Genomic DNA, 21,448 nt, shown 5'->3' with positions numbered 1-21,448 from the left:
CGACCTAACGCAGAACGCGCGGAGCGGGAAGCGGTGGACTCAAAGATTCATGCGCGAGATGGGGGCACTGGGCGTAAAAAAAAGGGGAGGCATTTCGCCTCCCCTTTTCGGGTGTCGCGCTTAGTAGCGATAATGGTCGGGCTTGAAGGGGCCTTCGACCGGAACGCCGATATAGTCGGCCTGCTTCTGGCTCAGCGTGGACAATTTGACGCCCAGCTTCTCAAGATGAAGCGCGGCGACCTTCTCATCCAGATGCTTGGGAAGAACATAGACCTCGTTCTTATACTCGTCCGCCTTGGTCCACAGTTCGATCTGGGCCAACACCTGGTTAGTGAAGCTGGACGACATCACGAAGCTGGGGTGGCCGGTGGCGCAGCCCAGATTGACCAGGCGCCCCTTTGCCAGCACGATGATCTTCTTGCCATCGGCGAATTCGACCTCGTCGACCTGCGGCTTGATCTCGGTCCACTTCATATTGTTGAGGCCCGCAATCTGGATCTCGCTGTCGAAGTGGCCGATGTTGCAGACGATCGCCATATTCTTCATCGCGCGCATATGGTCGACGGTGATGACGTCGGCGTTTCCGGTCGCGGTGACGAAGATGTCGGCGCGGGGAGCGGCTTCCTCCATCGTCACGACCTCATAGCCTTCCATCGCGGCCTGCAATGCGCAGATCGGATCGACTTCGGTCACGAGAACGCGTGCGCCGCCGTTGCGCAGCGAGGCCGCGCTGCCTTTGCCCACATCCCCAAAGCCCGCGACGACCGCGACCTTGCCAGCCAGCATGACGTCAGTGGCACGACGGATCGCGTCAACGAGGCTTTCCTTGCAGCCATAGAGATTGTCGAACTTTGACTTGGTGACGCTATCGTTCACGTTGATCGCCGGGAACGGCAGCTTGCCCTTCTTGGCCAGTTCATACAGGCGATGGACGCCGGTGGTGGTTTCCTCCGACACACCCTTGATCGCCTGAACGGTCTTGGTGAGGTAGCCGGGCCGTTCAGCCAGAAAACGCTTCAGCGTCGCGACGAAGATTTCCTCTTCCTCATTCGTCGGGGTGAATAGTTCCTCGCCAGCCTCGACCCGTGCGCCCCACAGCGCGAACATGGTGGCGTCGCCGCCATCGTCCAGGATCATGTTGCAGGTCGTATCCTGACCCCAGTCGAAAATCTTGACGACATAATCCCAATATTCCTCCAGCGTTTCGCCCTTGACGGCGAACACGGGAATACCGCGCTGCGCGATGGCCGCGGCGGCGTGGTCCTGGGTCGAAAAGATGTTGCACGAGGCCCAGCGCAGTTCCGCGCCCAAATCCGCCAGCGTCTCGATCAGCACGGCGGTCTGGATCGTCATGTGCAGCGAACCGGTGATCCGCGCGCCCTTCAGCGGCTTGGTCGCGCCGAATTCCTGGCGCAGGGCCATGAGGCCTGGCATTTCGGTTTCTGCAATCTCGATTTCCTTGCGGCCAAAGCCGGCAAGGCCGATGTCGGCAATCACATAATCCTGGGTCTGGGCAGCGGGGGCGGTGGCCACGGGCGTCTCCATTCTTGAAATATCAGATGCGCGCCGGCGGACGATCCGGCGGCGGGATGAGCAGCGCTTTACCAACCGGCGCCAACCAAGGCAACTCAATATAAAGTTTTCTTTATGTAGCGTAATGCCAGCGCATCATGCCAATCCGGCTCCGCCGACCAGATGCGTTGAGTCGACGCCCGATGCAGCAAAGATAGCGGACCATTTGCGTCGTGTCGGTGTATCGAACAGCAGGTCAGCGTTACCTGGGGCCAGGAACCAGCTTTCTCCGGTCATCTCCTCCTCAAGCTGCCCAGCGCCCCAACCAGCATAGCCCAGCGCCACCAGATAGCGGCTGGGGCCACGCAATTCGGCAATCGCCTTCAATATATCCAGCGAACCCGACAGGCCCCATTGGTCATTGACCTGCATCATATCCTGTCCGGCCCAATCGAGCGAATGAAGCACAAAGCCCCGTCGCGGCTCCACCGGACCGCCGCGCAGCACCGGCGTATCGGGCACTTTGCTGGCGTCGATATCGAAACTCTCCAGCAATTCTCGCAGGCCCAGCCCCTCCATTTCCTCGCTCACCGCGATCCCCAGCGCCCCATCCGCATCATGCACGCAGAGCGCCAGCACCGAATGATCGAAACGCTGATCCTGCATGCCGGGAAGGGCGAGCAAAAAATTACCGCCATAAAATTGGGCCTGGTCCATGATCCAAATATAGAAGGCTCGCCGTGCTTGCCAAGGACGGCCGGCCCGGTGCGTAGAGCGCCCTGCCATATTCGTGCACCCGTGCCTTGACATCCCGCCGCTCGCAACCGACCTCCCGCCGCGTAAATAGGCAGGAGATACAGCATGACGATTTCCAAGGGCGACCGCATTCCAAGCACCACCTTTACCAAGATGACGGAAAACGGCCCGGAGCCGGTATCGTCGGATGACTTTTTCGGCGGCAAGACGGTCGCGATCTTCTCGGTGCCGGGCGCCTTCACACCCACCTGCTCGGCCAAACATCTGCCCGGCTTCATCGAAAAGGCCGATGCACTCAAGGCGAAGGGCGTGGACGAAATCGCATGCACCGCAGTCAATGACGCTTTCGTAATGGGCGCCTGGGGCAAGTCTACCGGCGCCGATGAAAAGGTGACCATGCTCGCCGACGGCAATGGCGATTTTGCCAAGGCAGTGGGCCTGACCATGGACGGCAGCAAATTTGGTCTGGGAACGCGGGGCCAGCGCTTCTCGATGATTGTCAAGGACGGCGTCGTCGAAGATCTCAATGTCGAAGAGCCGGGCGATTTCAAGGTTTCCTCGGCGGAATATATGCTCGAAAAGCTTTGATCCCCTACACCGCGCGCCAGGTTTCCTACAACTGGCGCGCGGTCTTCCTTCCGTCATCGAAAGGCGGTAACGGGAGGCGATGACTCAAAGCATCGGCAAAGCCACGGTCGGGCAACTCGACCAGATTTATCAGACCGCCATTGAAACGTTGCGCGAGGCGATGCGCGCTTATGCGCGCGATGGCAGCGTGCCCCCCCCGCAAGCCCGCAGCGACCGCCGCTTTTGCTATCCCGAACTGCGCATCACTTATCGGCGCGACAGCGATGTGCCTCCGCTGGGCCGCTCTTTTGCGCGCCTGTCCAAACCGGGGCGCTACGTGACCACGATCACGCGGCCCGCCATGTTCGCGGAATATCTCGCAGAACAGATCGACCTGCTGGTGCGCGACTATGGCGTGGAGGTCGAAGTCGGCCCGAGCGAGCAGCAAATCCCGTTCCCCTATGTTCTTGATGGACTGGATATCAATGCGCTGGACGGAACGCCGCCGACGGAACTGGCGCGCTATTTCCCGGCGACCGAATTGGCGGAGATTGGCGATGAAATTGCCGACGGGCTGTTCATGCCGGACGCGGATGGGGACAGGCCCCTCGCCCTGTTCGATGGCTTGCGAACCGATTTCTCCCTGGCGCGGCTGAAACATTATACCGGCACACCGGCCGAGCATGTTCAGCGCTACATCCTTTTCACCAACTATCATCGCTATGTCGATGAATTCGTCGCCTGGGCGTGCGGCGAACTGCAAGGTAAAGGGAGCCGGTTCACGGGCCTGTCGGGCGCGGGCGGCGTCTATGTCACGAAAGACACCGCTGATCCCCATGCCGCCATTGCGGAAGGCGCTTGGCGCAAGCATCAGATGCCGGCCTATCACCTGATGGCGCCCGATCGTAGTGGAATCACACTGGTCAACATCGGCGTCGGACCGGCCAATGCCAAGACGATCTGCGACCATCTGGCCGTGGTGCGTCCCGAAGCCTGGCTGATGATCGGACATTGCGGCGGACTGCGCCCCAGTCAGCGCATCGGTGACTATGTGCTGGCTCATGCCTATCTGCGCGACGACAAGGTGCTGGATGCGATGCTGCCGCCGGAAATTCCCGTGCCGGCGATCGCGGAAGTGCAGGTTGCGATGGCGAGCGCGGCGGAAACTGTGCTGGGCGGCAACGATGCCGAGGATTTCAAGCGACGCCTGCGCACCGGGACCGTGGTGACGACCGATGATCGCAACTGGGAATTGCGCTATTCGCATTCCGCGCTGCGCTTCAGCCTATCGCGCGCCGTTGGGATCGACATGGAATCAGCAACGATTGCGGCGCAGGGCTATCGCTTTCGCGTGCCATACGGAACACTTTTATGCGTGTCGGACAAGCCCATTCATGGCGAACTCAAGCTGCCTGGTCAGGCCAACCGCTTCTATGAGGAGGCGATAGCCGGGCATTTGCGCGTCGGCATCATGACGTGCGAATTGCTGCGCCAGCAGGGCGCGAAACTGCACAGTCGCAAGCTGCGCGCCTTCAACGAACCGCCATTCCGCTGACAGGACAGGTCAGGCGGCGCTGGCAATGCTGACGCGGTTCTTGCCCAGCTTTTTGGCGGTGTAGAGCGCCGCGTCGGCGCGATGGACCATGTCTTCCAAGGTCCGATCGTCGGCAAGCAAGGCGGCAACGCCAAAGCTGGCGCGCAACGTGCCGTCGGACACACGCGGCAAAGACAGATGAGCGACCTCCAGCCGCACCCGCTCCATCACGTCGGCCGCCGCCTGCGCATCGCTATCCTGCAGCAACAGGCCGAACTCGTCGCCGCCCATCCGCCCGACGATGTCGCCGCGACGCACCGCCAGCGTCAGCAATCGCGCAAAGCCCTTGAGCGCATGATCCCCGGCAATATGCCCGTACGTATCATTAAGCGCCTTGAACCCATCAAGGTCGCAAATGACGAGGGACAGGGGGCGGTCATGGCGGCGCGCCTGGGCGATGGCCTGAGCCGCAGCTTCTTCCAGCCCGCGACGATTGAGCACTTCGGTCAGCGAATCATGGCGCATCTGGCTGCGCAATTGCTGGGCAAGGTCGCCCGCGACCACCAGCACAGCTGAAATGGCCGTACCGACATAGATTGTCGGCATGCCCAGGCTCAAAATATTGCGGTAGAGATCCTTCCCTTCAGTCGCACTGCGAATGAAGGTCGCCGAAACAGCCAGCGCCAACTGACATAGCGCAAAGAGGATGAGGCAGGCGAAAAGCGCCTTTTCTGGAGGCGTCATCGCCCGGTCGAGTGGCCAGAGCGACGCTGCGCTGACGAGCAGCAACAGCCCGACATAGGCCGGAATGATCATGCCCTGCATGATCTGGTTGCCAAAAACGCCAATCGCGACCGCAATCGCGACACATACGACAGTCGCCGGGACGGCAAAGGCCATGATGTGCACGCGTCGACCAGACCGTTGCCGTATGCCGATCGCCAGCAGCGACGCACTGACGATCAGCGTGATTCCGGTGACGATGAACATTGCGGCGCTTTGCAGAAAAAAGCCGGCGGCATTGGCCAGCCACTGCAGGATGCCGGCACCATAGGATGCGGTCCATGTCAGGACATGCCTTTGCCTGCCAAAATGTGCGAAGGCGATCGCCAGGGCGATCGTCGTCACAACGGCAGTTCCAAAAAGCAGCGAAAGAAGGATAGCCGGCCCACTCATTAAGGGGTCGTTTACCAACTTTTACTGCGGCTTACCAGCCACAAGACTTGCCTTTATTCTGTTCGATCAACCACTTCTGCAATGGCGCGAAATAATTCACCAGCGCCTTGCCCGACATTTCGCGCTTGCCCGTGAAAGCCTGCAACGCGTCGGGCCATGGTTTCGACGCGCCCATTTCCAGCATGGCGTTGAGCTTTTCTCCCACTTGCTTGTTCCCGTAGAAGGAACAGCGGTGCAGCGGGCCTTTCCATCCAGCCTGGCGGCAGGCGGCTTCGTAAAACTGGAATTGCAGGACGCGGGCCAGGAAATAGCGGGTATAGGGCGTATTCCCCGGAATATGATATTTGCCGCCCGGATCGAACTTCGTCTCGTCACGAGGGACTGGCGGCACGATACCCTGATATTGCAGGCGCAGGTCGTTCCAGCCCTTTTCATACTGGCCCTGCGGGATGGACCCGTCGAACACGCCCCAGCGCCATTTGTCGATCAGCAGGCCAAAGGGCAGGAACGCGACCTTGTCCATGGCCTGACGCAGCAGCAGCCCCAGATCCTTGTCCGCGCCGGGCACCTTGGCAGGATCGAGGAGGCCGATCTTCACCAGATAATCAGGGGTGATGGACAAGGCGATGAAATCACCGATCGCTTCGTGGAAGCCGTCATTGGCCCCGTCGAGATAGAGCGGCTTTTGAATCTGGTAGGCACGCTGATAATAATTATGCCCCAATTCGTGATGAATGGTGACGAAGTCGTCGCCATTCACCTTGGTGCACATCTTGATGCGGATATCGTCCTTGTTGTCGAGGTCCCAGGCCGACGCATGGCAGACGACTTCACGGTCGCGGGGCTTTACGATCTGTGAGCGTTCCCAGAATGTCTGCGGCAACGGATCGAAGCCGAGCGAGCTGTAGAAACCCTCTCCTGCCTTGACCATCTTGACCGGGTCATAGCCCTTGGCGGTGAGCAATTCGGTGACGTCATAGCCAAGGTCGCCGGCGCCTGCGGGCGCGACAACATCATAGATATTGCCCCATTCCTGTGCCCACATATTGCCCAGCAGGTCAGCGCGGATCGGCCCGGTCGCTGGCTGCACCGCATCGCCATATTTTTCGTTCAGCTTGGTGCGCGTGTAGCAGTGCAATTCGTCATAGAGCGGCTTGACCTCGGCCCAGATCTTGTCGGTCAGCTTGGCGAAGTCGTCGGCGGGCATGTCATATTTGGAACGCCACATGGCGCCTGTATCGGTAAAGCCCAGTTCCTTGGACCCGGCGTTTGCAATGCCGACAAGTTTGACATAATCGTCGCGCATGGGCGCGCCGACATTGTCGTGCCAACTGACCCACATTTCCTTTAGCTCATCGGGATTGCGGTTGATCCCCATCTGCTCTTCAATGTCGCTGCCGTTGATCGGCTGGCCCTTGAGCGTTCCCTTGCCCTTGCCATAGGCCGATTGAAGCTTTGTCGCGAGTTCGTTCAGTTCCTCAGCGGCACCGGGCGTTGTCGGCGCGGGTAGCGTCAAAGCGGTCTGCAACAGGTTGAGCCGTCGCTTGGTTTCAGCGGACAGGGCCGGCGCAGCGGCATATTTCGCCGCCTCCAGCGCAAAGTCGACCCGCTGCTTCGTATCGATGGCCCCGAAATAGGATGCGATCGCGTCCGTGTCGTCGGTGATATAGGTTGCGTTGATCCATGCCGCCCGGCCGCTGATGATCGACTGGTCGAACAGCGCCTTTTCCGCCTTGGTCAGGAAGGCTTCCGCTTCCGTCGCGGTCGGCGCAGCGGGCGGTGCAGCCTGCGCGAGCGCCGGCGTGGCAACAAGGGCGGCCGCAAGTGCGGCCAGCGAAATCGCGATTTTCATGGATAGTCCCCTGAACGTTATGCCGGGAGACTGGCTTGCTCGACCGACACAGTCAAGCGGTGAGGAAATCCACCATCGCCTGCCCGAGCTCCTTGCGCGTCACAGCATTCATATGATTGCCGGGCACTTCAAAATAGCGGCCGTCGCGCAAAATGTCCGCCAGCTCATGCGCGCTGCCGTTGCTGTCGTCGTCCGCCCCGCAGATGACAGCCGTGCGCTGCGGGAAACTGGCGATGACGTCAGCGGGCGTGTCGACAAAGGTCTTGAGAATATGCAGCAGCGCGACCGGATCGCCCTTGGTCGTCTTCAAAAAAGCTTCGGTCATCCATTCCGACGTGCCGCGCGCGAAGGTGCCGAGATTGGTGAGGACATTGGTGTAATAGCCGCCATTGTCGAGCGTCTGGGTAAGGCCGCGCAAACCCATGCCGCTCAGTATCACGCGGCGGGGGGTCGCGCCGCGCGCGAGCATCCGCACAGTTGTGCGCGCGCCGAGGGAATAACCGCCAAGGTCATAATCGGTCAGGCCCAGCTGCTCGATAAGTCCGAGATTGTCATCGGTCAGTGCGTCTGGTGGATAGGCGGCGGCGTCATGCGGCTTTGCACTCTCCCCGTGACCGCGCAGGTCCGGCAGGATCAGTCGAAACCCCGCCTCCACCAGCTTTGCAGCATGGCCATAACGGATCCAGTTGGTCCATGCGTTGGAGAAATACCCATGGATCAGCACCAGGTCCCGCCCCTGCCCGACCATATGCACGGCGATTGGCAGGCCGTCGAACCCCTCGATATCATGACGTTCGATCGGCAGGTCGGTCATCAATGCTGTTCCTTTTGCGGCAAATGCAGCTTGCCGATATGGGGTCGCCCGCCTTGGCGCAACAGGCGTATGAATATCAGCGCGGCGCCAGCATGCGCGATCGCCATATCCTTTTGTGCATCCCACAGATCGCCCTGCTGACCATTATAGTAATCGGCCGTCCCGCCTGCCGCGACAATGGTCAACAGCCATTCGAAGATTTCATAAAGTGCGCTGCCAAGCCCGATGGCGGCAAAGGCGAAGGCGAGGCTCCAGCGATGCGCCATCCTGCCATACCTCTGCGCGACTTCCGCCAAGGGCGTCATCAACAGCGCGCCGAATGCAAAATGGACGAGACGGTCAAAGCCATTGCGGCGCAGGCCCAGAAGCCCGGAGATATCATGACCGGTCAGCAGTCGCGCCCAATCGTCATAAGGCACATAGCTGTAAATCCACCTGGCGGCGAAACTGTGGAGCAACAGAAACAGCCAGACGCAGCCCACCGCCCGATCGGACAAGGGCCAGCTCTGCAGCAACCAGGGGGCGACTAGCGCGAGAACAAGGGTGGGGCCATGTTGAAGCGGCGCTAGATCGGGAAAAGGCTGGGCGACATTGGCCAACACAATGGCCGCCAGCAGCAGCAGGATCATCCGGCGTTGCGGGCGCGGCAGAGAACGCCACGCCCCGCCAACGCCGGATACCATCGGGCGATCAGCCCTTTTTGAGGTGACGGCGTCCCAGCAGTTCCGCGATCTGCACCGCGTTCAGAGCCGCGCCCTTGCGCAAATTATCGCTGACGCACCAGATGTTGAGGCCGTTTTCGACAGTCGAATCTTCCCGCACCCGGCTGATGAAGGTCGCATAATCACCGACGCACTCGACCGGGGTGACGTAACCGCCATCCTCCCGCTTATCCACCAGCATGATGCCCGGCGCCTCGCGCAGGATATCCTGCGCTTCCTTCGCCGAAATCTCCTTCTCAAACTCGATATTGAGCGCTTCGCTATGGCCGACAAAGACTGGCACGCGCACGCATGTCGCCGTGACCTTGACCTTCGGGTCGAGGATTTTCTTCGTCTCCGCCACCATCTTCCATTCTTCCTTGGTCGACCCATCGTCCAGGAAAACGTCGATATGCGGGATCACGTTGAAGGCGATCTGCTTGGTGAACTTCTTGGGCTCGGCCTGATCACCGACGAAGATATTGCGGCTCTGCTCGAACAATTCGTCCATGCCAGCCTTCCCCGCGCCGGAAACCGACTGGTAGGTAGCAACGACGACACGCTTGATCGTCGCGGCGTCATGCAGAGGCTTCAGGGCCACGACCATCTGCGCGGTCGAGCAGTTGGGATTGGCGATGATATTTTTCTTCGTATAGCCATCGACCGCTTCCGGGTTCACCTCCGGCACAACCAGCGGAACGTCCGGGTCCATGCGATAAAGCGAGCTATTGTCGATCACGACGCAGCCGGCCGCCGCCGCCTTGGGCGCATATTCGGCCGTCGGGCCGGACCCGGCGGCGAACAGGGCGATATCCCAGCCGGTAAAGTTGAAATGTTCGATATTCTTGCATTTGAGCATCTTGCCGGTTTCACCGAATTCAATTTCGGTGCCCTGCGACCGCGGCGATGCGACCGCCGCGATCTCGTCAATCGGGAACTCGCGCTCGGCGAGAATGGTCAGCATTTCGCGGCCCACATTCCCGGTGGCTCCGACGACGACGACCTTGTAACCCATGACTGAAAACTCCACTCCGATGCACATATTGCGGAGGGGGCGGCATAGCGATACTGGGGCGTTTGTCCAGAAAGAAGGGCTTTTCGATCCCATAGCGTGCCACTGCCACAGCCTTAATCGATCGCGCCTTTCCTCTTCCTCCTGTCATCGGAAAATCCATTGATGTCGTCCCGTTCGTTGCCCCCTCTGCCCCAGCAATGGTTTCACAGTTTCGAATTTCCCGATGGTGAGCAGGTGGAGGGCATCAAGCCGCTCGCATCGCTGCGCGAGGAGGCCGACCAGATTTTTAATCAGCCGCTGGCCGGTAGGCGCGTGCTCGACATCGGTGCGTGGGACGGATTTTTTTCCTTTGAAGCCGAAAGACGCGGCGCGGCCGAAGTCCTGGCGACGGATCATTTCTGCTGGTCGGGTCAGGGATGGGGCGACAAAAGCGGGTTCGATCATGCGCATGCCCGATTTGGATCAAAGGTTCGATCGCTTGACTTGGACGTTGCCCAGCATCGGGTAGAGGAATTGGGCCAGTTCGACACCGTTCTGCTGCTCGGCGTTCTCTATCACGTCACCGACCCCTATCGCATTTTGGAAGCCGCCGCCGCAATGAGCCGGGATCATTTGGTGCTGGAGACGGTGACGGCGCTGCGCCACGAACCGGTGCCTGCAATGCGTCTGTTCACGGAACTGGAACTGGACCGCGATCCGACCAATTTCTGGGCGCCCAATATCCTGGCCCTGCGCGAGATGTGCCGGCGTTTTGGCTATACGCGCTTTGCCGTTTTGCCCGGAGCGCTCGATAACAAGGGGTGGCGCAAATGGGCCATGCCCTTCCGCCGCAAGGACCGCTATCGCCGGGCGGTGTTCCACGCCTGGCGATAGCGCAATCACTTATCGTGTTGCCGGGCCACCAGCATGGTCGGCCAGGAAATTCTCGATCGTGCGCCACAGATGCACGCTGATGCCCGGCCCGCCGACGCGGTGTGTTTGCCCCGGATAGGCCATCATCTCGAACGGCACCGCCCCGCTCTGCATCTTCGCCATCAGTGCCGTCGCATTGTCGAAAACGACATTATCATCCGACATGCCGTGGATCAGAAGCATCGGATCGCTGATCTTGACCGAATCTTCGACCGCGCCGGCAGCCGGATAGGCACTCGGCTTGTCCTGCGGCTGGCCCAGATAGCGTTCGGTATAATGGGTGTCGTACAGTTCCCATTTCGTCACCGGTGCGCCCGCGACCGCAGCTGCGAACGTCCCTGGCGCCTTTTCCAGCAATTTAAGCGACATATAACCGCCATAGGACCAGCCATAGGTGGCGATCCGGTCGGAATCGACGAAAGGCTGATTTTTGAGCCATTCGACGCCGGTCAGTTGGTCCTCGACCTCGACCGTGCCCATCGCCCGGTACAGATGGTCCTCAAACGCCTTGCCGCGATCAGGCGTGCCGCGATTGTCGATCGCAAAGACGATCCAGCCCCGGTCGACCAGATATTGATTGAGCGCGCCCGACCAGCTGTTCGTCACCTGCCGGCCGCCGCCGGGGCCGCCATAATGGATCATGAAGACCGGGTAGCGCTTGCCCGGCTCCAGCGGCGGTGTCAGCATCTTGGTGTAGAGCGTCGTGCCGTCTTTCGCTTTCACCGTGCCAAAGCGTGTCTTGACGTGACTTGCGACATAGGGCGCGTAGGGATGATCGCCAGTCAGCGCGTTCTGCGACAACCATTGCAATTGCTTGCCGTCGCTATCGGCCAGATAGACCTGCTTGGGCTGGTCCGTATTTTGACGCGACACGACGACCCGGCTTGCCGCATCGTCCATGACGGCGTCATTCCACCACCCCGCACTGGTCAACAGTCGCGCTGGGCCCGGCGTGGCGAAAGATGTGACGTACAGCTGTTGCTCAAGCGGGGTTTCGCGATTGCCGGTGAAGTAAACAAGGCCCTTGTCCTCGTCCACGCCGACAATGTCACGCACTTCCCAATCGCCGTTGGTCAGTGCGGTCCATTTTTTTCCGTCAACGCGATACAGATGGCCATGGCCCGAACGCTCCGACCACCACAAAAAGCTGTCGTCACGCAAGGGATGGAAATTGTTGGACAGGTTGATCCAGCTTTTCGCCGTTTCAGTCAGCACGATCCGCGCATTACCGGTCATCGGGTCAACGGCCAGCAGATCGAGGCGCTTCTGGTCGCGGCTTTCCCTCTGTACAAAGAGCGTGCGACCGTCCTTCGACCAGTCCACGCGCGCCAGGTAAATATCCTTATCCGAGCCAAGATCGACCTGGACCTGCCCTGACCCGTCAGGCTTCATCACGAACAGGTCGACCATGGCGTTGGGCGTGCCGGCCGCAGGATAGCGCTGCTGATAGACCTTCGTGCCCTCGCCGCCGATGGCCGTGCGGGTGACGATGCCGACGGGGCTTTCGTCCACGCGCGCGACGGCGATCATCCGGTCATCGGGCGACCACCAATAGCCGGTGCGGCGATCCATTTCCTCCTGCGCGACAAATTCGGCCACACCCCAGTTCAGGGTGTCGCTGGCGCCCTGCGTGACTTGACGTTCAGCGCTGCCGATGGGCTGGACGAACAGATTGCCATCGCGCACGAAAGAGACGAAACCGCCCTTCGGACTCACCACGCCATTGAGCTCTCCTCCCGGCGTATCGGTCAGCCGCGTGACCTTGCCATCAAGCGCCGCCAGATACAGGTCGCCGTCAACAGGCACCAATATCGTTTTGCCGTCGGGCGACCAGTCATAGCTGGTGATGCCCGTGCTGCCGGCAACCGATCGGTCACGCTCACGCTGCATCTTTTCGGCTTCGCTCAACGCAGCACCGCTGCCCGTCTTCTTCGAGTCGACCAGCATCCGCTCCGCCCCGGAGCGCGTATCGATGGCCCACAGGTCGAGCCGCTCCTTTTCGTCAGCGCGCGGCTTCAGTAAGGTGACGAGCGTGCCGTCGGGCGAGAGTTTGAGCGCACGCGGTTGCGGGCCGGCGAGATCTGGACTGGCGAAAACCCGTTCGAGTGTCAGCGGGCCATTCTCGTCGGCATGGCTGGGCACGCTGTGGATGGCCAGCAAGGCGCCAAGAGCCGCGCCGAATTTCAGATAAGGGGGCATGATCGTCCTTTCCACTGGGCGCGCTGCCGCACCCTTTGATGGCGCTGGCTTAGCGTCATGGACAAGAAAAGATCAATGCCGGGAAATATACTGTCCAGCCATCACCACCGAGGATGATGGTGGGCGCGACAGGGATTGAACCTGTGACCCCACCCGTGTGAAGGGTGTGCTCTACCGCTGAGCTACGCGCCCCCTGTAAGGAGGAGGCGGCCTTTGACATTGGCGAAGTAGACTGTCAACCGCTTCGCGCAATCGCACGCAAAAATGCTCCTGCCCGATCCTGGATTATCGTCATGCTGGGACAGCACAAGGGTATACAGGCCTATTGCAGGTTGAGATTGATGGCGGCCAAGTGGCGGGTCAATTTGACGCCGTCGCAATCCGCCTCGCCACAGTCACACACATCAATCGTGTAGCGCACGCCGCACATGACAAGCACGTCTTCGTCAAAGCTGTAATTGGATATCCCCGCCCGCTCGACCTTTTCCATGGCCCTGGCCTTGAGAGTCATCCTACTCGCTCCTGTCGAAACCGATAGCTGATCATTCGTTGTGCGCTGCACAATGTCAATTGACCCACATTGGTTCCGGCACAGCTTTGAAATATATCTGTCGCATTAACGACACAGGTGACGGTGGGAATGCCGACTCTTGCGCGCCTCCGCACGGCGTCCCATATCGCGCGGCATGACCGATCAATCTCGCGCATCCTCCATGCCCGTCTGGCATGGCACCACCATCATGTCCGTCCGAAAAAATGGAAAAGTCATCGTGGCCGGCGACGGCCAGGTGTCCATGGGGCAGACCGTGATGAAGCCCAACGCCCGCAAGGTCCGCCGCCTCCATGATGGCAGCGTGATTGGCGGCTTTGCCGGCGCGACCGCCGATGCTTTCACGCTGTTCGAACGGCTGGAAGCAAAGCTGGAACGCCACAATGGTCAGCTCATGCGCGCCGCCGTGGAACTGGCAAAGGATTGGCGCACCGACAAATATCTGCGCAATCTGGAGGCGATGATGATCGTCGCCGACAAGGACGTGACGTTGATTTTGACCGGTAATGGCGATGTCCTTGAGCCATTGAACGGCGTCGCAGCGATCGGGTCGGGCGGCAACTTCGCGCTCGCCGCGGCCCGGGCGCTTATCGACTATGAGCAGGACGCTGAAACACTGGCGCACAAGGCGATGGCCGTTGCTGCCGACATTTGCGTCTACACCAATGATCAATTGACGATCGAAGCGCTCGACAGCGTTGCCTGACCTCCAGTTTCCCAAGAAGAGATCATGAACGACAATCTTACGCCCAAAGCCATCGTCGCTGCGTTGGACGCGCATATCATCGGACAGCAGGACGCCAAGCGCGCCGTCGCGGTCGCGCTGCGCAACCGCTGGCGGCGGCAGCATCTGTCCGCCGATCTGCGCGACGAAGTGACGCCCAAGAACATCCTGATGATCGGCCCGACGGGGTGCGGCAAGACGGAGATCAGCCGTCGCCTCGCCAAGCTGGCCGACGCGCCGTTCGTGAAAGTGGAAGCGACCAAATTCACCGAGGTGGGCTATGTCGGCCGGGACGTCGAGCAGATCGTCCGCGATCTGGTCGAGGAAGCGGTGCGGCTGGAAAAGGATCGTCGCCGCGAGGCGGTGCGTGAAGCCGCGTCAGAGGCCGCCATGGCGCGTCTGCTCGATGCGCTCACCGGCAAGGAAGCGAGTGAGGCCACGCGCCTGTCGTTCCGCCAGAAGATCGAGAATGACCAGATGAACGATGTCGAGGTGGAGGTCGACGTCGCCGACAGCCCCTCCATGCCGATGGAGATCCCCGGAATGGGCGGTCAGGTCGGCATGATCAACCTGTCCGACATGATGTCCAAGGCATTTGGCCAGACCCAAAAAAAGCGGCGCAAGATGCGCGTCGCCGATGCTTGGGACAAGCTTGTCGAGGAAGAGCAGGACAAGCGGCTGGACCAGGATGACGTCGCCCGCGTCGCCATCACCAGCGCCGAACAAAATGGCATCGTGTTCCTCGATGAAATCGACAAGATCGCGGTCAGCGATGTGCGTGGCGGTTCGGTAAGCCGCGAAGGCGTACAGCGCGACCTGCTGCCACTGATCGAGGGGACGACCGTGGCGACCAAATATGGCCCGCTCAAGACCGATCATATCCTCTTCATCGCGTCGGGCGCATTCCATGTCGCCAAACCCAGTGATCTGTTGCCCGAATTGCAGGGCCGCCTGCCGATCCGTGTCGAGTTGAAGGCGCTTACCGAAGAGGATTTCGTGGCGATCCTGTCCGACACCAAGGCAAGCCTTGTCACGCAATATCGGGCGCTCCTGGCAACCGAGGAGGTGACGATCGACCTGACGCCCGAGGGCATTCGCGCCGTCGCCAAGATCGCCGCGGAGGTCAATAGCGAGGTCGAGAATATCGGCGCACGCCGCCTACAGACGGTTATGGAAAAGCTGCTGGAAGATGTCAGCTTTGATGCGGAGGACAGGCGCGGCGAAACCCTCGTGATCAACGCCGCCTATGTTGAAAAGCAACTGAGCGCCGTGGCGCGCGACACGGACCTTAGCAAATACGTACTCTGAACCGCTCGCCGCGAGCAAAGTGGAGATGATTTCCCTCTTTGCTCGCGGCAAGCGACCTATGAGTAAAAGTCAGTAGCTACGGCCAACCAGCACCCGCTCAACCGCTGCGCCACCGGTGAAGATGCAGGCACCGTCGGCCGGCGCCGCATCGCTCGGCACATTGCGCAACGTCAGCTTCTCACCCTTGAGCCATTGCACGACTTTTTCCAGGTCCGCCCCCGTGGGCTTGGCCCATTGCACCAGCGCCCAGCCCGGCTTTTTGCTCGCCCCGAAATAGGCTTTCAGCGCGTCCAGGTCGGTAATCGAATCGTCGATCGCACCATCTAGCTTGGCCTTGGCATCGGCGAACAGGGCGGCTTGGACCTCTTCCAGCATCGCAACCGCGTTTTTAACCAGATCATCCTTCGCGACGATCTGGCTGTCGAGCTTGCCATCCGCCCGATACAGCCGGTCGCGGCGAATGACCGATACATTGCCGCCCGCGACGTCACGGCTCCCCACCTCAATGACGATCGGCGCGCCCTTCTTGACCCACCCCCAGCGTTTCGTCGCGGCTTTGGCCGGGCGCTTGTCGAGCAATGCGCGCACCGGTTCCCGGAACGCGTCCAGCTGGTTCAGTCGATGAACCAGATCCGCACAATATTCGACGATCGTCGCGTCCTCGTCCGTATCGCGCAGCATCGGCACGATAACGATCTGATAGGGCGCGACGCGCGGCGGCACGCGCAGACCATCGTCATCGCCATGCGTCATGATGAGGCCGCCGATCATCCGCGTCGACACGCCCCAGCTGGTCGTTTGCGCAAGTTCCTGCTGCCCTTCGGCATTCTGGAATTTGATATTCTGCGCCTGGCTGAAGGTCGTGCCCAGAAAGTGCGAAGTGCCGGCCTGCAGCGCCTTGCCATCCTGCATCATCGCCTCGATCGAATAGGTGGCGACAGCACCGGGAAAGCGCTCATTTTCCGGCTTCTCACCCGCGATCACCGGCATTGCCACGCAATCCTCGGCAAAGGCACGATAGACTTCCAGCATCTTGAGCGTTTCGTCCATCGCCTCGTCAACCGTGGCGTGCGCGGTATGCCCTTCCTGCCACAGAAATTCGGCAGTGCGCAGAAACATGCGGGTGCGCATTTCCCACCGCACGACATTGGCCCATTGGTTGATGAGCACGGGAAGATCGCGCCAGCTTTGCACCCAGCGGCTGAACGCCGCGCCGATCACCGTCTCCGATGTCGGGCGCACGACCAGCGGCTCCTCCAGCTTCGCTTCGGGATCGGGGACCAGCTTGCCGTCCTGCTGAATCAGCCGGTGATGGGTGACGACCGCCATTTCCTTGGCGAAGCCGTCGACATGCTCGGCTTCCTTTTCAAAATAGGAAAGCGGGATGAATAGCGGGAAATAGCAATTTTCGTGGCCGGTCGCCTTGATCTGCTCGTCCAGCAGCTTTTGCATCCTCTCCCAGATGCCATAGCCCCAGGGACGGATCACCATGCAGCCGCGCACGCCGCTTTCCTCCGCCATGTCGGCTTCGGCGATGACGGCCTGATACCAAGCGGCGAAATCCTGTTCGCGGGTGACGGAAAGAGCGTGCTTCACAGAGGGCTGACCTTGGCTGATCGATTGAGGAAGATGGCGCGCCATAGGCCAGACGCGCCATCCCTGTCGACCCTTTGCCGAAGCGGTCAGCTCAGCTTGTCGATCTTGGCGTTAAGCGCGGCCAATTGCGCCTTGAGTTCAGCGATCTCGTCATCCTTCGCGCCTTCCGATGCGCTAGCCGCCGCCGGTTGGGCGCCCGGCATGCCTGGCATTCCCGGCACGCCGTTACCAAAGGCGCTGGCGGCCGCTTCGAACATCTGCATGTTGCGCTTGGCGATCTCGGCGAGCGGGCCGCCGCCGAACGCCCCTTTCATCGCTTCCTGAAATTGCTGCTGATTCTTGCGGAATGCATCCATCGACGCTTCGAGATATTGCGGCACCATGGATTGCATCGAATCGCCGTACATGGCGATCAGCTGCCGCAGGAAGTTGACAGGCAGCATATTCTTGCCGCGCTGTTCCTCTTCCATGATGATCTGCGTCAGCACATTATGGGTGATGTCCTCGCCAGTCTTGGCATCGACGACCACAAATTCCCGCCCCTCCCGCGTCATTTGCGACAGCAGGTCCAGGGTAATGTAACTGGATGTTTCGGTGTTATAGAGCCGCCTGTTGGCGTACTTCTTGATGACGACCGGTTCCGAACTATTGGCGGCCTTTGATTTGGACATGGATACCTCTCCCACACCTGCAGATGCCGCATTAGCACAGGGCGTTGCCGCACCGCAACATGGCCCCCGGCCTTTGCCCCTTTTTCTCAATATTTTATGGCGCGAAACGGAGGGCGATCCAGACTTGCGCAAGCGCGCGCTTGCGGGGCTGCGGAAATATCAAATCGCTGATCGTCCGCCGCCACATGAGGCGGGCCGCTGTATCGCCAAGGCAGGACCGGCCCGGTTGCTGCAATATGGCGCGGGAACGGAAGGCGTTCCGGTCGTTTTCATTCCCTCGCTCATCAATCCGCCGCGCGTGCTTGATCTGTCCGAGCGGCGGTCCTTGCTGCGCCACATGGCCGCAGCAGGGCATGACGCCTATCTGGTCGATTGGGGCGCGCCGGGCGCTTCGGATGCGGCGCTCGGCCTGGACCGGCATGTGACGGAAAGGCTGCTGCCGCTGCTCGCCGCCCTTCCCCGCCCGCCCATCCTTGTCGGCTACTGCCTGGGCGGCAGTCTGGCGCTGGGTGTGGCGGCGCTCATCCCAGCGACAGCCGTTGCGACCATAGCCGCCCCCTGGCGCTTCAGTCGTTTTCCTGGCGCCGATCTGGATTTGATCGCCGGGCTGTGGCGTGGCGCGAAGCCGATGTGCCAGCGGATCGGCTATGTTCCCATGGAAGTGCTGCAATCCGGTTTCTGGGCGATGGACCCTGCGCGCACCATCCGCAAATTCGCCGCCTTCGCCGACGCCGAACCGGGATCGGACGCCGAACAGGCATTTCTGGCGGTCGAGGATTGGGCGAATGAAGGTGCGCCGCTCAGTTATGCGGCGGGCCGCGATCTGTTTGAACATTTTTACGCGGCGGACACGCCTGGCCGGGGGCAATGGCGCATTGACGACAAAGTGGTCGCCCCCGAAGACCTCGACTGCCCTACCTTGTCGATCCGCTCGACCACCGACCGTATCGTCCCCGCTGCCGCCAGCCCGAACCTGCGTGACGTGCGCAACCTGTCTCTTGGCCATGTCGGCATGGTCGTGGGTGGTCGCGCGCGCGACCTGTTATGGGTACCTTTGTCCCATTGGCTTTCCAGTCATGGCGGCTGATGCTATTGCGCCTGCGAAATCCCATGCACCATCGAAGAGGATAGAGGCCTTGTTAGACATCGTCATCACCGCCGCGAAGCGTACCCCCGTGGGCAGTTTCCTTGGCGCCTTCAGCACCACGCCGGCGCATGTCCTGGGCCAGACCGCGATCCGGGCCGCGCTGGAGCAGGCACGGGTTTCGGCCGACGAAGTAGATGAGGTGATATTGGGCCATGTGCTGACCGCGGGCCTGGGCCAGAACCCCGCCCGGCAGGCGGCGGTCGCCGCCGGCATCCCGGTGGATCGCACCGCCTTTGCGATCAATCAGGTGTGCGGATCGGGCCTTCGCGCAGTCGCGCTCGCAGCGCAGGCCATCGCGCTCGGCGACGCGCGCATCATGGTCGCGGGTGGGCAGGAAAATATGTCGCTTGCGCCGCATGCCCAGTTCCTGCGCGCCGGCCAGAAAATGGGCAATGTCAGCTTGGTCGATACGATGATCGTTGACGGCCTGACCGACGCCTTCAACGCCTATCATATGGGCATCACCGCCGAAAACCTGGCTGAAAAATATCAGATCAGCCGGGAAGCGCAGGACGCATTCGCCGTTTCGAGCCAGAAGAAGGCATCGGCGGCGCGATCCTCCGGTCGCTTCAAGGATGAAATCGCGCCGGTGACGGTGAAGGGACGCAAGGGCGACACGATTGTCGACACAGACGAATATATACGCGACGGCGCGACAGTCGAGGCGATGAGTGGGCTTAAGCCCGCTTTCAAGAAGGATGGTACGGTCACGGCTGGCAATGCCAGCGGACTGAACGATGGCGCCGCCGCGCTGGTGCTGATGACGGCCGATGAAGCCGCAAAGCGCGGCGCGACGATCCTGGGTCGTATCGCGGGCTTCGGCACGTGCGGCGTTGACCCGTCGATCATGGGCATCGGCCCGGCTCCCGCGAGCCGCAAGGCCTTGGCCAAGGCGGGATGGTCGGTCGCCGATCTTGACCTGATCGAAGCCAATGAGGCCTTCGCCGCGCAGGCCCTGTCGGTCAGCCAGGAACTGGGATTCGACCCTGAAAAGGTCAATGTGAATGGCGGTGCGATCGCGATCGGCCACCCCATCGGCGCATCGGGCGCGCGCGTGCTGACGACCTTGCTCTACGAGATGGGCAAGCGCGATGCGAAGAAGGGATTGGCCACGCTGTGCATCGGCGGCGGCATGGGCGTTGCTATGTGCATCGAACGCTGATCCGCACTGCATGATCAGAAAAAGGCCGCCGGTCGATAGCCGGCTGCCTTTTCATGTCGGTTTCGACCGCCGGCAGCGTTCCGAACAATAGATGACCTGATCCCAATCGCGCGCCCATTTCTTGCGCCAGGCGAAGGGACGCTGACACACCGGGCATGTCTTGGTCGGCAAATCGGCCTTGGCGACGCCCCGCGGCATCAAGCCCATACCCGGTCATAACGCGCGCCAAGTCCTGTCAGCAGTTCATATTGCGACAGACCCGATGCGGCGGAGGCGCGGCGCAGGTCATAGTCGATGTCGATCCAGTCTCCTTCAGACAGGTCCGCCACGGCGCTGACGTCGATCGCCGCCAGGTCCATTGACACCCGTCCGAGCACCGGCAGGCGAATGCCCGCCACGCTTGCCGCACCCGTGCCGGAAAAACCACGCAGATAGCCATCCGCATAGCCAAGGTTCAAAATGGCCACCTCATGATCATCCACCGCGGTGAAGGTCGCATTATAGCCGATGCTGTCCCCGGCGATCAGCCGGCGCCGTTGCAATATCTGCGCCTGCGGTTGCACGACCTGGCGGATATGCCCGGCTGCCCTGGCATGAGGCACGCCGCCGTAAAGCGCAATTCCCGGCCGTGTCAGATCGAAGTGATAGTTTGCTCCACGGCAAATGCCCGCACTGTTCGCCAGGCTGTGGCGCTCCCCGGGCACGCGACGAGCAATGTCGGCGAAGCGGTCCTGCTGCACCCTATTAAGGGCCACCTCTTCATCGGCTGAAGCGAGATGGCTCATGACCGTTTCGACAGTCAGCCCATTAAGCGCGACCAGAGTCTCGCTCCGCCAGTCCAGTCCCAGCCGGTTCATCCCGGTATCGATCATGACATCGCACGGCTTACCGCCCGCATCGCGCCATCGCGCAATCTGGGCCGGCGTCGACAAAACCGGCTTAGCGCGCGACTCGGTAGCGATCGCCATATCCTCGCTCCGCACGCCATGCAGAACGGACAGGCGAACGTCATCCGTCACCAGTGGCTCGAGCGCTTGAGCCTCCCCCCAGTTGGAGACGAAAAAATCGCGGCACCCTGCGCGGATCAGGTGTCGCATGACGGCCTCCGCGCCAAGACCATAGCCATTGGCCTTGATCGCAGCGCCGCAGGCCGCAGAGCCGCTCATCTGTGCAAGCCAGCGCCAGTTGGACACCAGCGCTTCGCCATCCAGGCGCAGCCGAAGCGGAGCGATATAGCCGTGCATCGCGTCGC

20 protein-coding genes and 1 tRNA gene are annotated in these 21,448 nt (G+C 61.1%); 7 read left to right on the top strand and 14 right to left on the bottom strand.

Features of this window, described 5'->3' with window-relative positions; all coding sequences use genetic code 11:
- Positions 1–120: 120 nt before the first annotated feature.
- Both ahcY and SAB01S_RS01040 read right to left on the bottom strand, forming a co-directional pair.
- Positions 121–1,545 carry an adenosylhomocysteinase gene (ahcY, locus tag SAB01S_RS01045; protein WP_439646637.1) on the bottom strand — a complete coding sequence of 475 codons (1,425 nt, stop codon included), beginning with the start codon at positions 1,543–1,545 and terminating at the stop codon, positions 121–123.
- Between the two features lie 123 nt (positions 1,546–1,668).
- Positions 1,669–2,229, bottom strand: coding sequence for a YqgE/AlgH family protein (locus SAB01S_RS01040; protein WP_062731321.1), 561 nt, complete (start codon positions 2,227–2,229; stop codon positions 1,669–1,671).
- Between the two features lie 144 nt (positions 2,230–2,373).
- Here SAB01S_RS01040 and SAB01S_RS01035 point away from each other — a divergent pair, with 144 nt between their 5' ends.
- Entirely contained in the window at positions 2,374–2,856 is a 483-nt protein-coding gene (locus SAB01S_RS01035) for a peroxiredoxin (RefSeq protein WP_062731320.1), read from the top strand.
- Between the two features lie 79 nt (positions 2,857–2,935).
- Positions 2,936–4,390 (top strand): AMP nucleosidase, encoded by a 1,455-nt coding sequence (locus SAB01S_RS01030; protein WP_062731319.1) that lies wholly within the window; start codon positions 2,936–2,938, stop codon positions 4,388–4,390.
- A gap of 9 nt (positions 4,391–4,399) precedes the next feature.
- Here the strand turns inward: SAB01S_RS01030 and SAB01S_RS01025 are convergent, their stop codons facing one another.
- From SAB01S_RS01025 to SAB01S_RS01005, 5 genes are all read right to left on the bottom strand, one after another.
- Positions 4,400–5,497 (bottom strand): GGDEF domain-containing protein, encoded by a 1,098-nt coding sequence (locus SAB01S_RS01025; RefSeq protein ID WP_245646379.1) that lies wholly within the window; start codon positions 5,495–5,497, stop codon positions 4,400–4,402.
- Between the two features lie 79 nt (positions 5,498–5,576).
- Positions 5,577–7,397 carry a M2 family metallopeptidase gene (locus SAB01S_RS01020; protein WP_062731317.1) on the bottom strand — a complete coding sequence of 607 codons (1,821 nt, stop codon included), beginning with the start codon at positions 7,395–7,397 and terminating at the stop codon, positions 5,577–5,579.
- Positions 7,398–7,449: 52 nt separating this feature from the next.
- Positions 7,450–8,211, bottom strand: coding sequence for an alpha/beta fold hydrolase (locus SAB01S_RS01015; RefSeq protein WP_062731316.1), 762 nt, complete (start codon positions 8,209–8,211; stop codon positions 7,450–7,452).
- Positions 8,211–8,894 (bottom strand): DUF2238 domain-containing protein, encoded by a 684-nt coding sequence (locus tag SAB01S_RS01010; RefSeq protein ID WP_062731315.1) that lies wholly within the window; start codon positions 8,892–8,894, stop codon positions 8,211–8,213. The genes SAB01S_RS01015 and SAB01S_RS01010 overlap by 1 nt, the downstream gene beginning before the upstream one ends.
- A gap of 7 nt (positions 8,895–8,901) precedes the next feature.
- Entirely contained in the window at positions 8,902–9,927 is a 1,026-nt protein-coding gene (locus tag SAB01S_RS01005; RefSeq protein ID WP_062731314.1) for an aspartate-semialdehyde dehydrogenase, read from the bottom strand.
- 162 nt (positions 9,928–10,089) lie between these two features.
- Here SAB01S_RS01005 and SAB01S_RS01000 point away from each other — a divergent pair, with 162 nt between their 5' ends.
- A complete protein-coding gene (locus tag SAB01S_RS01000) occupies positions 10,090–10,800 on the top strand; it encodes a class I SAM-dependent methyltransferase (protein ID WP_062731313.1) in 711 nt (236 codons plus the stop codon).
- A 9-nt stretch (positions 10,801–10,809) separates the two neighbouring features.
- Here SAB01S_RS01000 and SAB01S_RS00995 read toward each other — a convergent pair whose 3' ends face one another.
- From SAB01S_RS00995 to SAB01S_RS00985, 3 genes are all read right to left on the bottom strand, one after another.
- Complete coding sequence (locus SAB01S_RS00995; RefSeq protein ID WP_062731498.1) at positions 10,810–13,038, bottom strand: S9 family peptidase; 2,229 nt, start codon at positions 13,036–13,038, stop codon at positions 10,810–10,812.
- Positions 13,039–13,155: 117 nt separating this feature from the next.
- Positions 13,156–13,230: transfer RNA gene (locus SAB01S_RS00990), tRNA-Val, on the bottom strand.
- A gap of 130 nt (positions 13,231–13,360) precedes the next feature.
- Positions 13,361–13,549: a hypothetical protein gene (locus SAB01S_RS00985; protein ID WP_062731312.1), complete on the bottom strand. Its 189-nt coding sequence runs from the start codon at positions 13,547–13,549 to the stop codon at positions 13,361–13,363.
- A 175-nt stretch (positions 13,550–13,724) separates the two neighbouring features.
- On the opposite strand from SAB01S_RS00985, the gene hslV reads away from it, so the two are divergent.
- Together hslV and hslU are read left to right on the top strand one after the other, a co-directional pair.
- Positions 13,725–14,294 (top strand): ATP-dependent protease subunit HslV, encoded by a 570-nt coding sequence (hslV, locus tag SAB01S_RS00980; RefSeq protein ID WP_062731311.1) that lies wholly within the window; start codon positions 13,725–13,727, stop codon positions 14,292–14,294.
- A gap of 24 nt (positions 14,295–14,318) precedes the next feature.
- Positions 14,319–15,620 (top strand): ATP-dependent protease ATPase subunit HslU, encoded by a 1,302-nt coding sequence (gene hslU / locus SAB01S_RS00975; RefSeq protein ID WP_062731310.1) that lies wholly within the window; start codon positions 14,319–14,321, stop codon positions 15,618–15,620.
- A 69-nt stretch (positions 15,621–15,689) separates the two neighbouring features.
- On the opposite strand, the gene proS is transcribed toward hslU, so the two are convergent.
- Positions 15,690–17,216, bottom strand: coding sequence for a proline--tRNA ligase (gene proS / locus SAB01S_RS00970; protein WP_062731497.1), 1,527 nt, complete (start codon positions 17,214–17,216; stop codon positions 15,690–15,692).
- Positions 17,217–17,302: 86 nt separating this feature from the next.
- Positions 17,303–17,887, bottom strand: coding sequence for a polyhydroxyalkanoate synthesis repressor PhaR (gene phaR / locus SAB01S_RS00965; protein ID WP_021225830.1), 585 nt, complete (start codon positions 17,885–17,887; stop codon positions 17,303–17,305).
- Here phaR and SAB01S_RS00960 point away from each other — a divergent pair.
- Both SAB01S_RS00960 and SAB01S_RS00955 read left to right on the top strand, forming a co-directional pair.
- Positions 17,886–18,974 (top strand): alpha/beta hydrolase, encoded by a 1,089-nt coding sequence (locus SAB01S_RS00960; protein WP_245646378.1) that lies wholly within the window; start codon positions 17,886–17,888, stop codon positions 18,972–18,974. The two genes, phaR and SAB01S_RS00960, sit on opposite strands and share 2 nt — an antisense overlap.
- Positions 18,975–19,023: 49 nt before the next feature.
- The gene (locus SAB01S_RS00955; protein ID WP_062731495.1) at positions 19,024–20,196 is read left to right on the top strand and encodes an acetyl-CoA C-acetyltransferase; all 1,173 of its coding nucleotides are present in this window, start codon (positions 19,024–19,026) and stop codon (positions 20,194–20,196) included.
- A gap of 51 nt (positions 20,197–20,247) precedes the next feature.
- Here the strand turns inward: SAB01S_RS00955 and SAB01S_RS17980 are convergent, their stop codons facing one another.
- Together SAB01S_RS17980 and alr are read right to left on the bottom strand one after the other, a co-directional pair.
- Positions 20,248–20,394 (bottom strand): DUF2256 domain-containing protein, encoded by a 147-nt coding sequence (locus SAB01S_RS17980; RefSeq protein ID WP_083951094.1) that lies wholly within the window; start codon positions 20,392–20,394, stop codon positions 20,248–20,250.
- Entirely contained in the window at positions 20,394–21,440 is a 1,047-nt protein-coding gene (gene alr / locus SAB01S_RS00950) for an alanine racemase (RefSeq protein ID WP_062731494.1), read from the bottom strand. The genes SAB01S_RS17980 and alr overlap by 1 nt, the downstream gene beginning before the upstream one ends.
- Positions 21,441–21,448: the final 8 nt, after the last annotated feature.

Origin of the sequence: Sphingobium abikonense NBRC 16140, assembly GCF_001598335.1 — a bacterium.
GTDB classification, from domain to species: domain Bacteria; phylum Pseudomonadota; class Alphaproteobacteria; order Sphingomonadales; family Sphingomonadaceae; genus Sphingobium; species Sphingobium abikonense.
The sequence above is the reverse complement of the archived record's forward strand: the minus strand, read 5'-3'. Positions and strand labels throughout refer to the sequence as shown.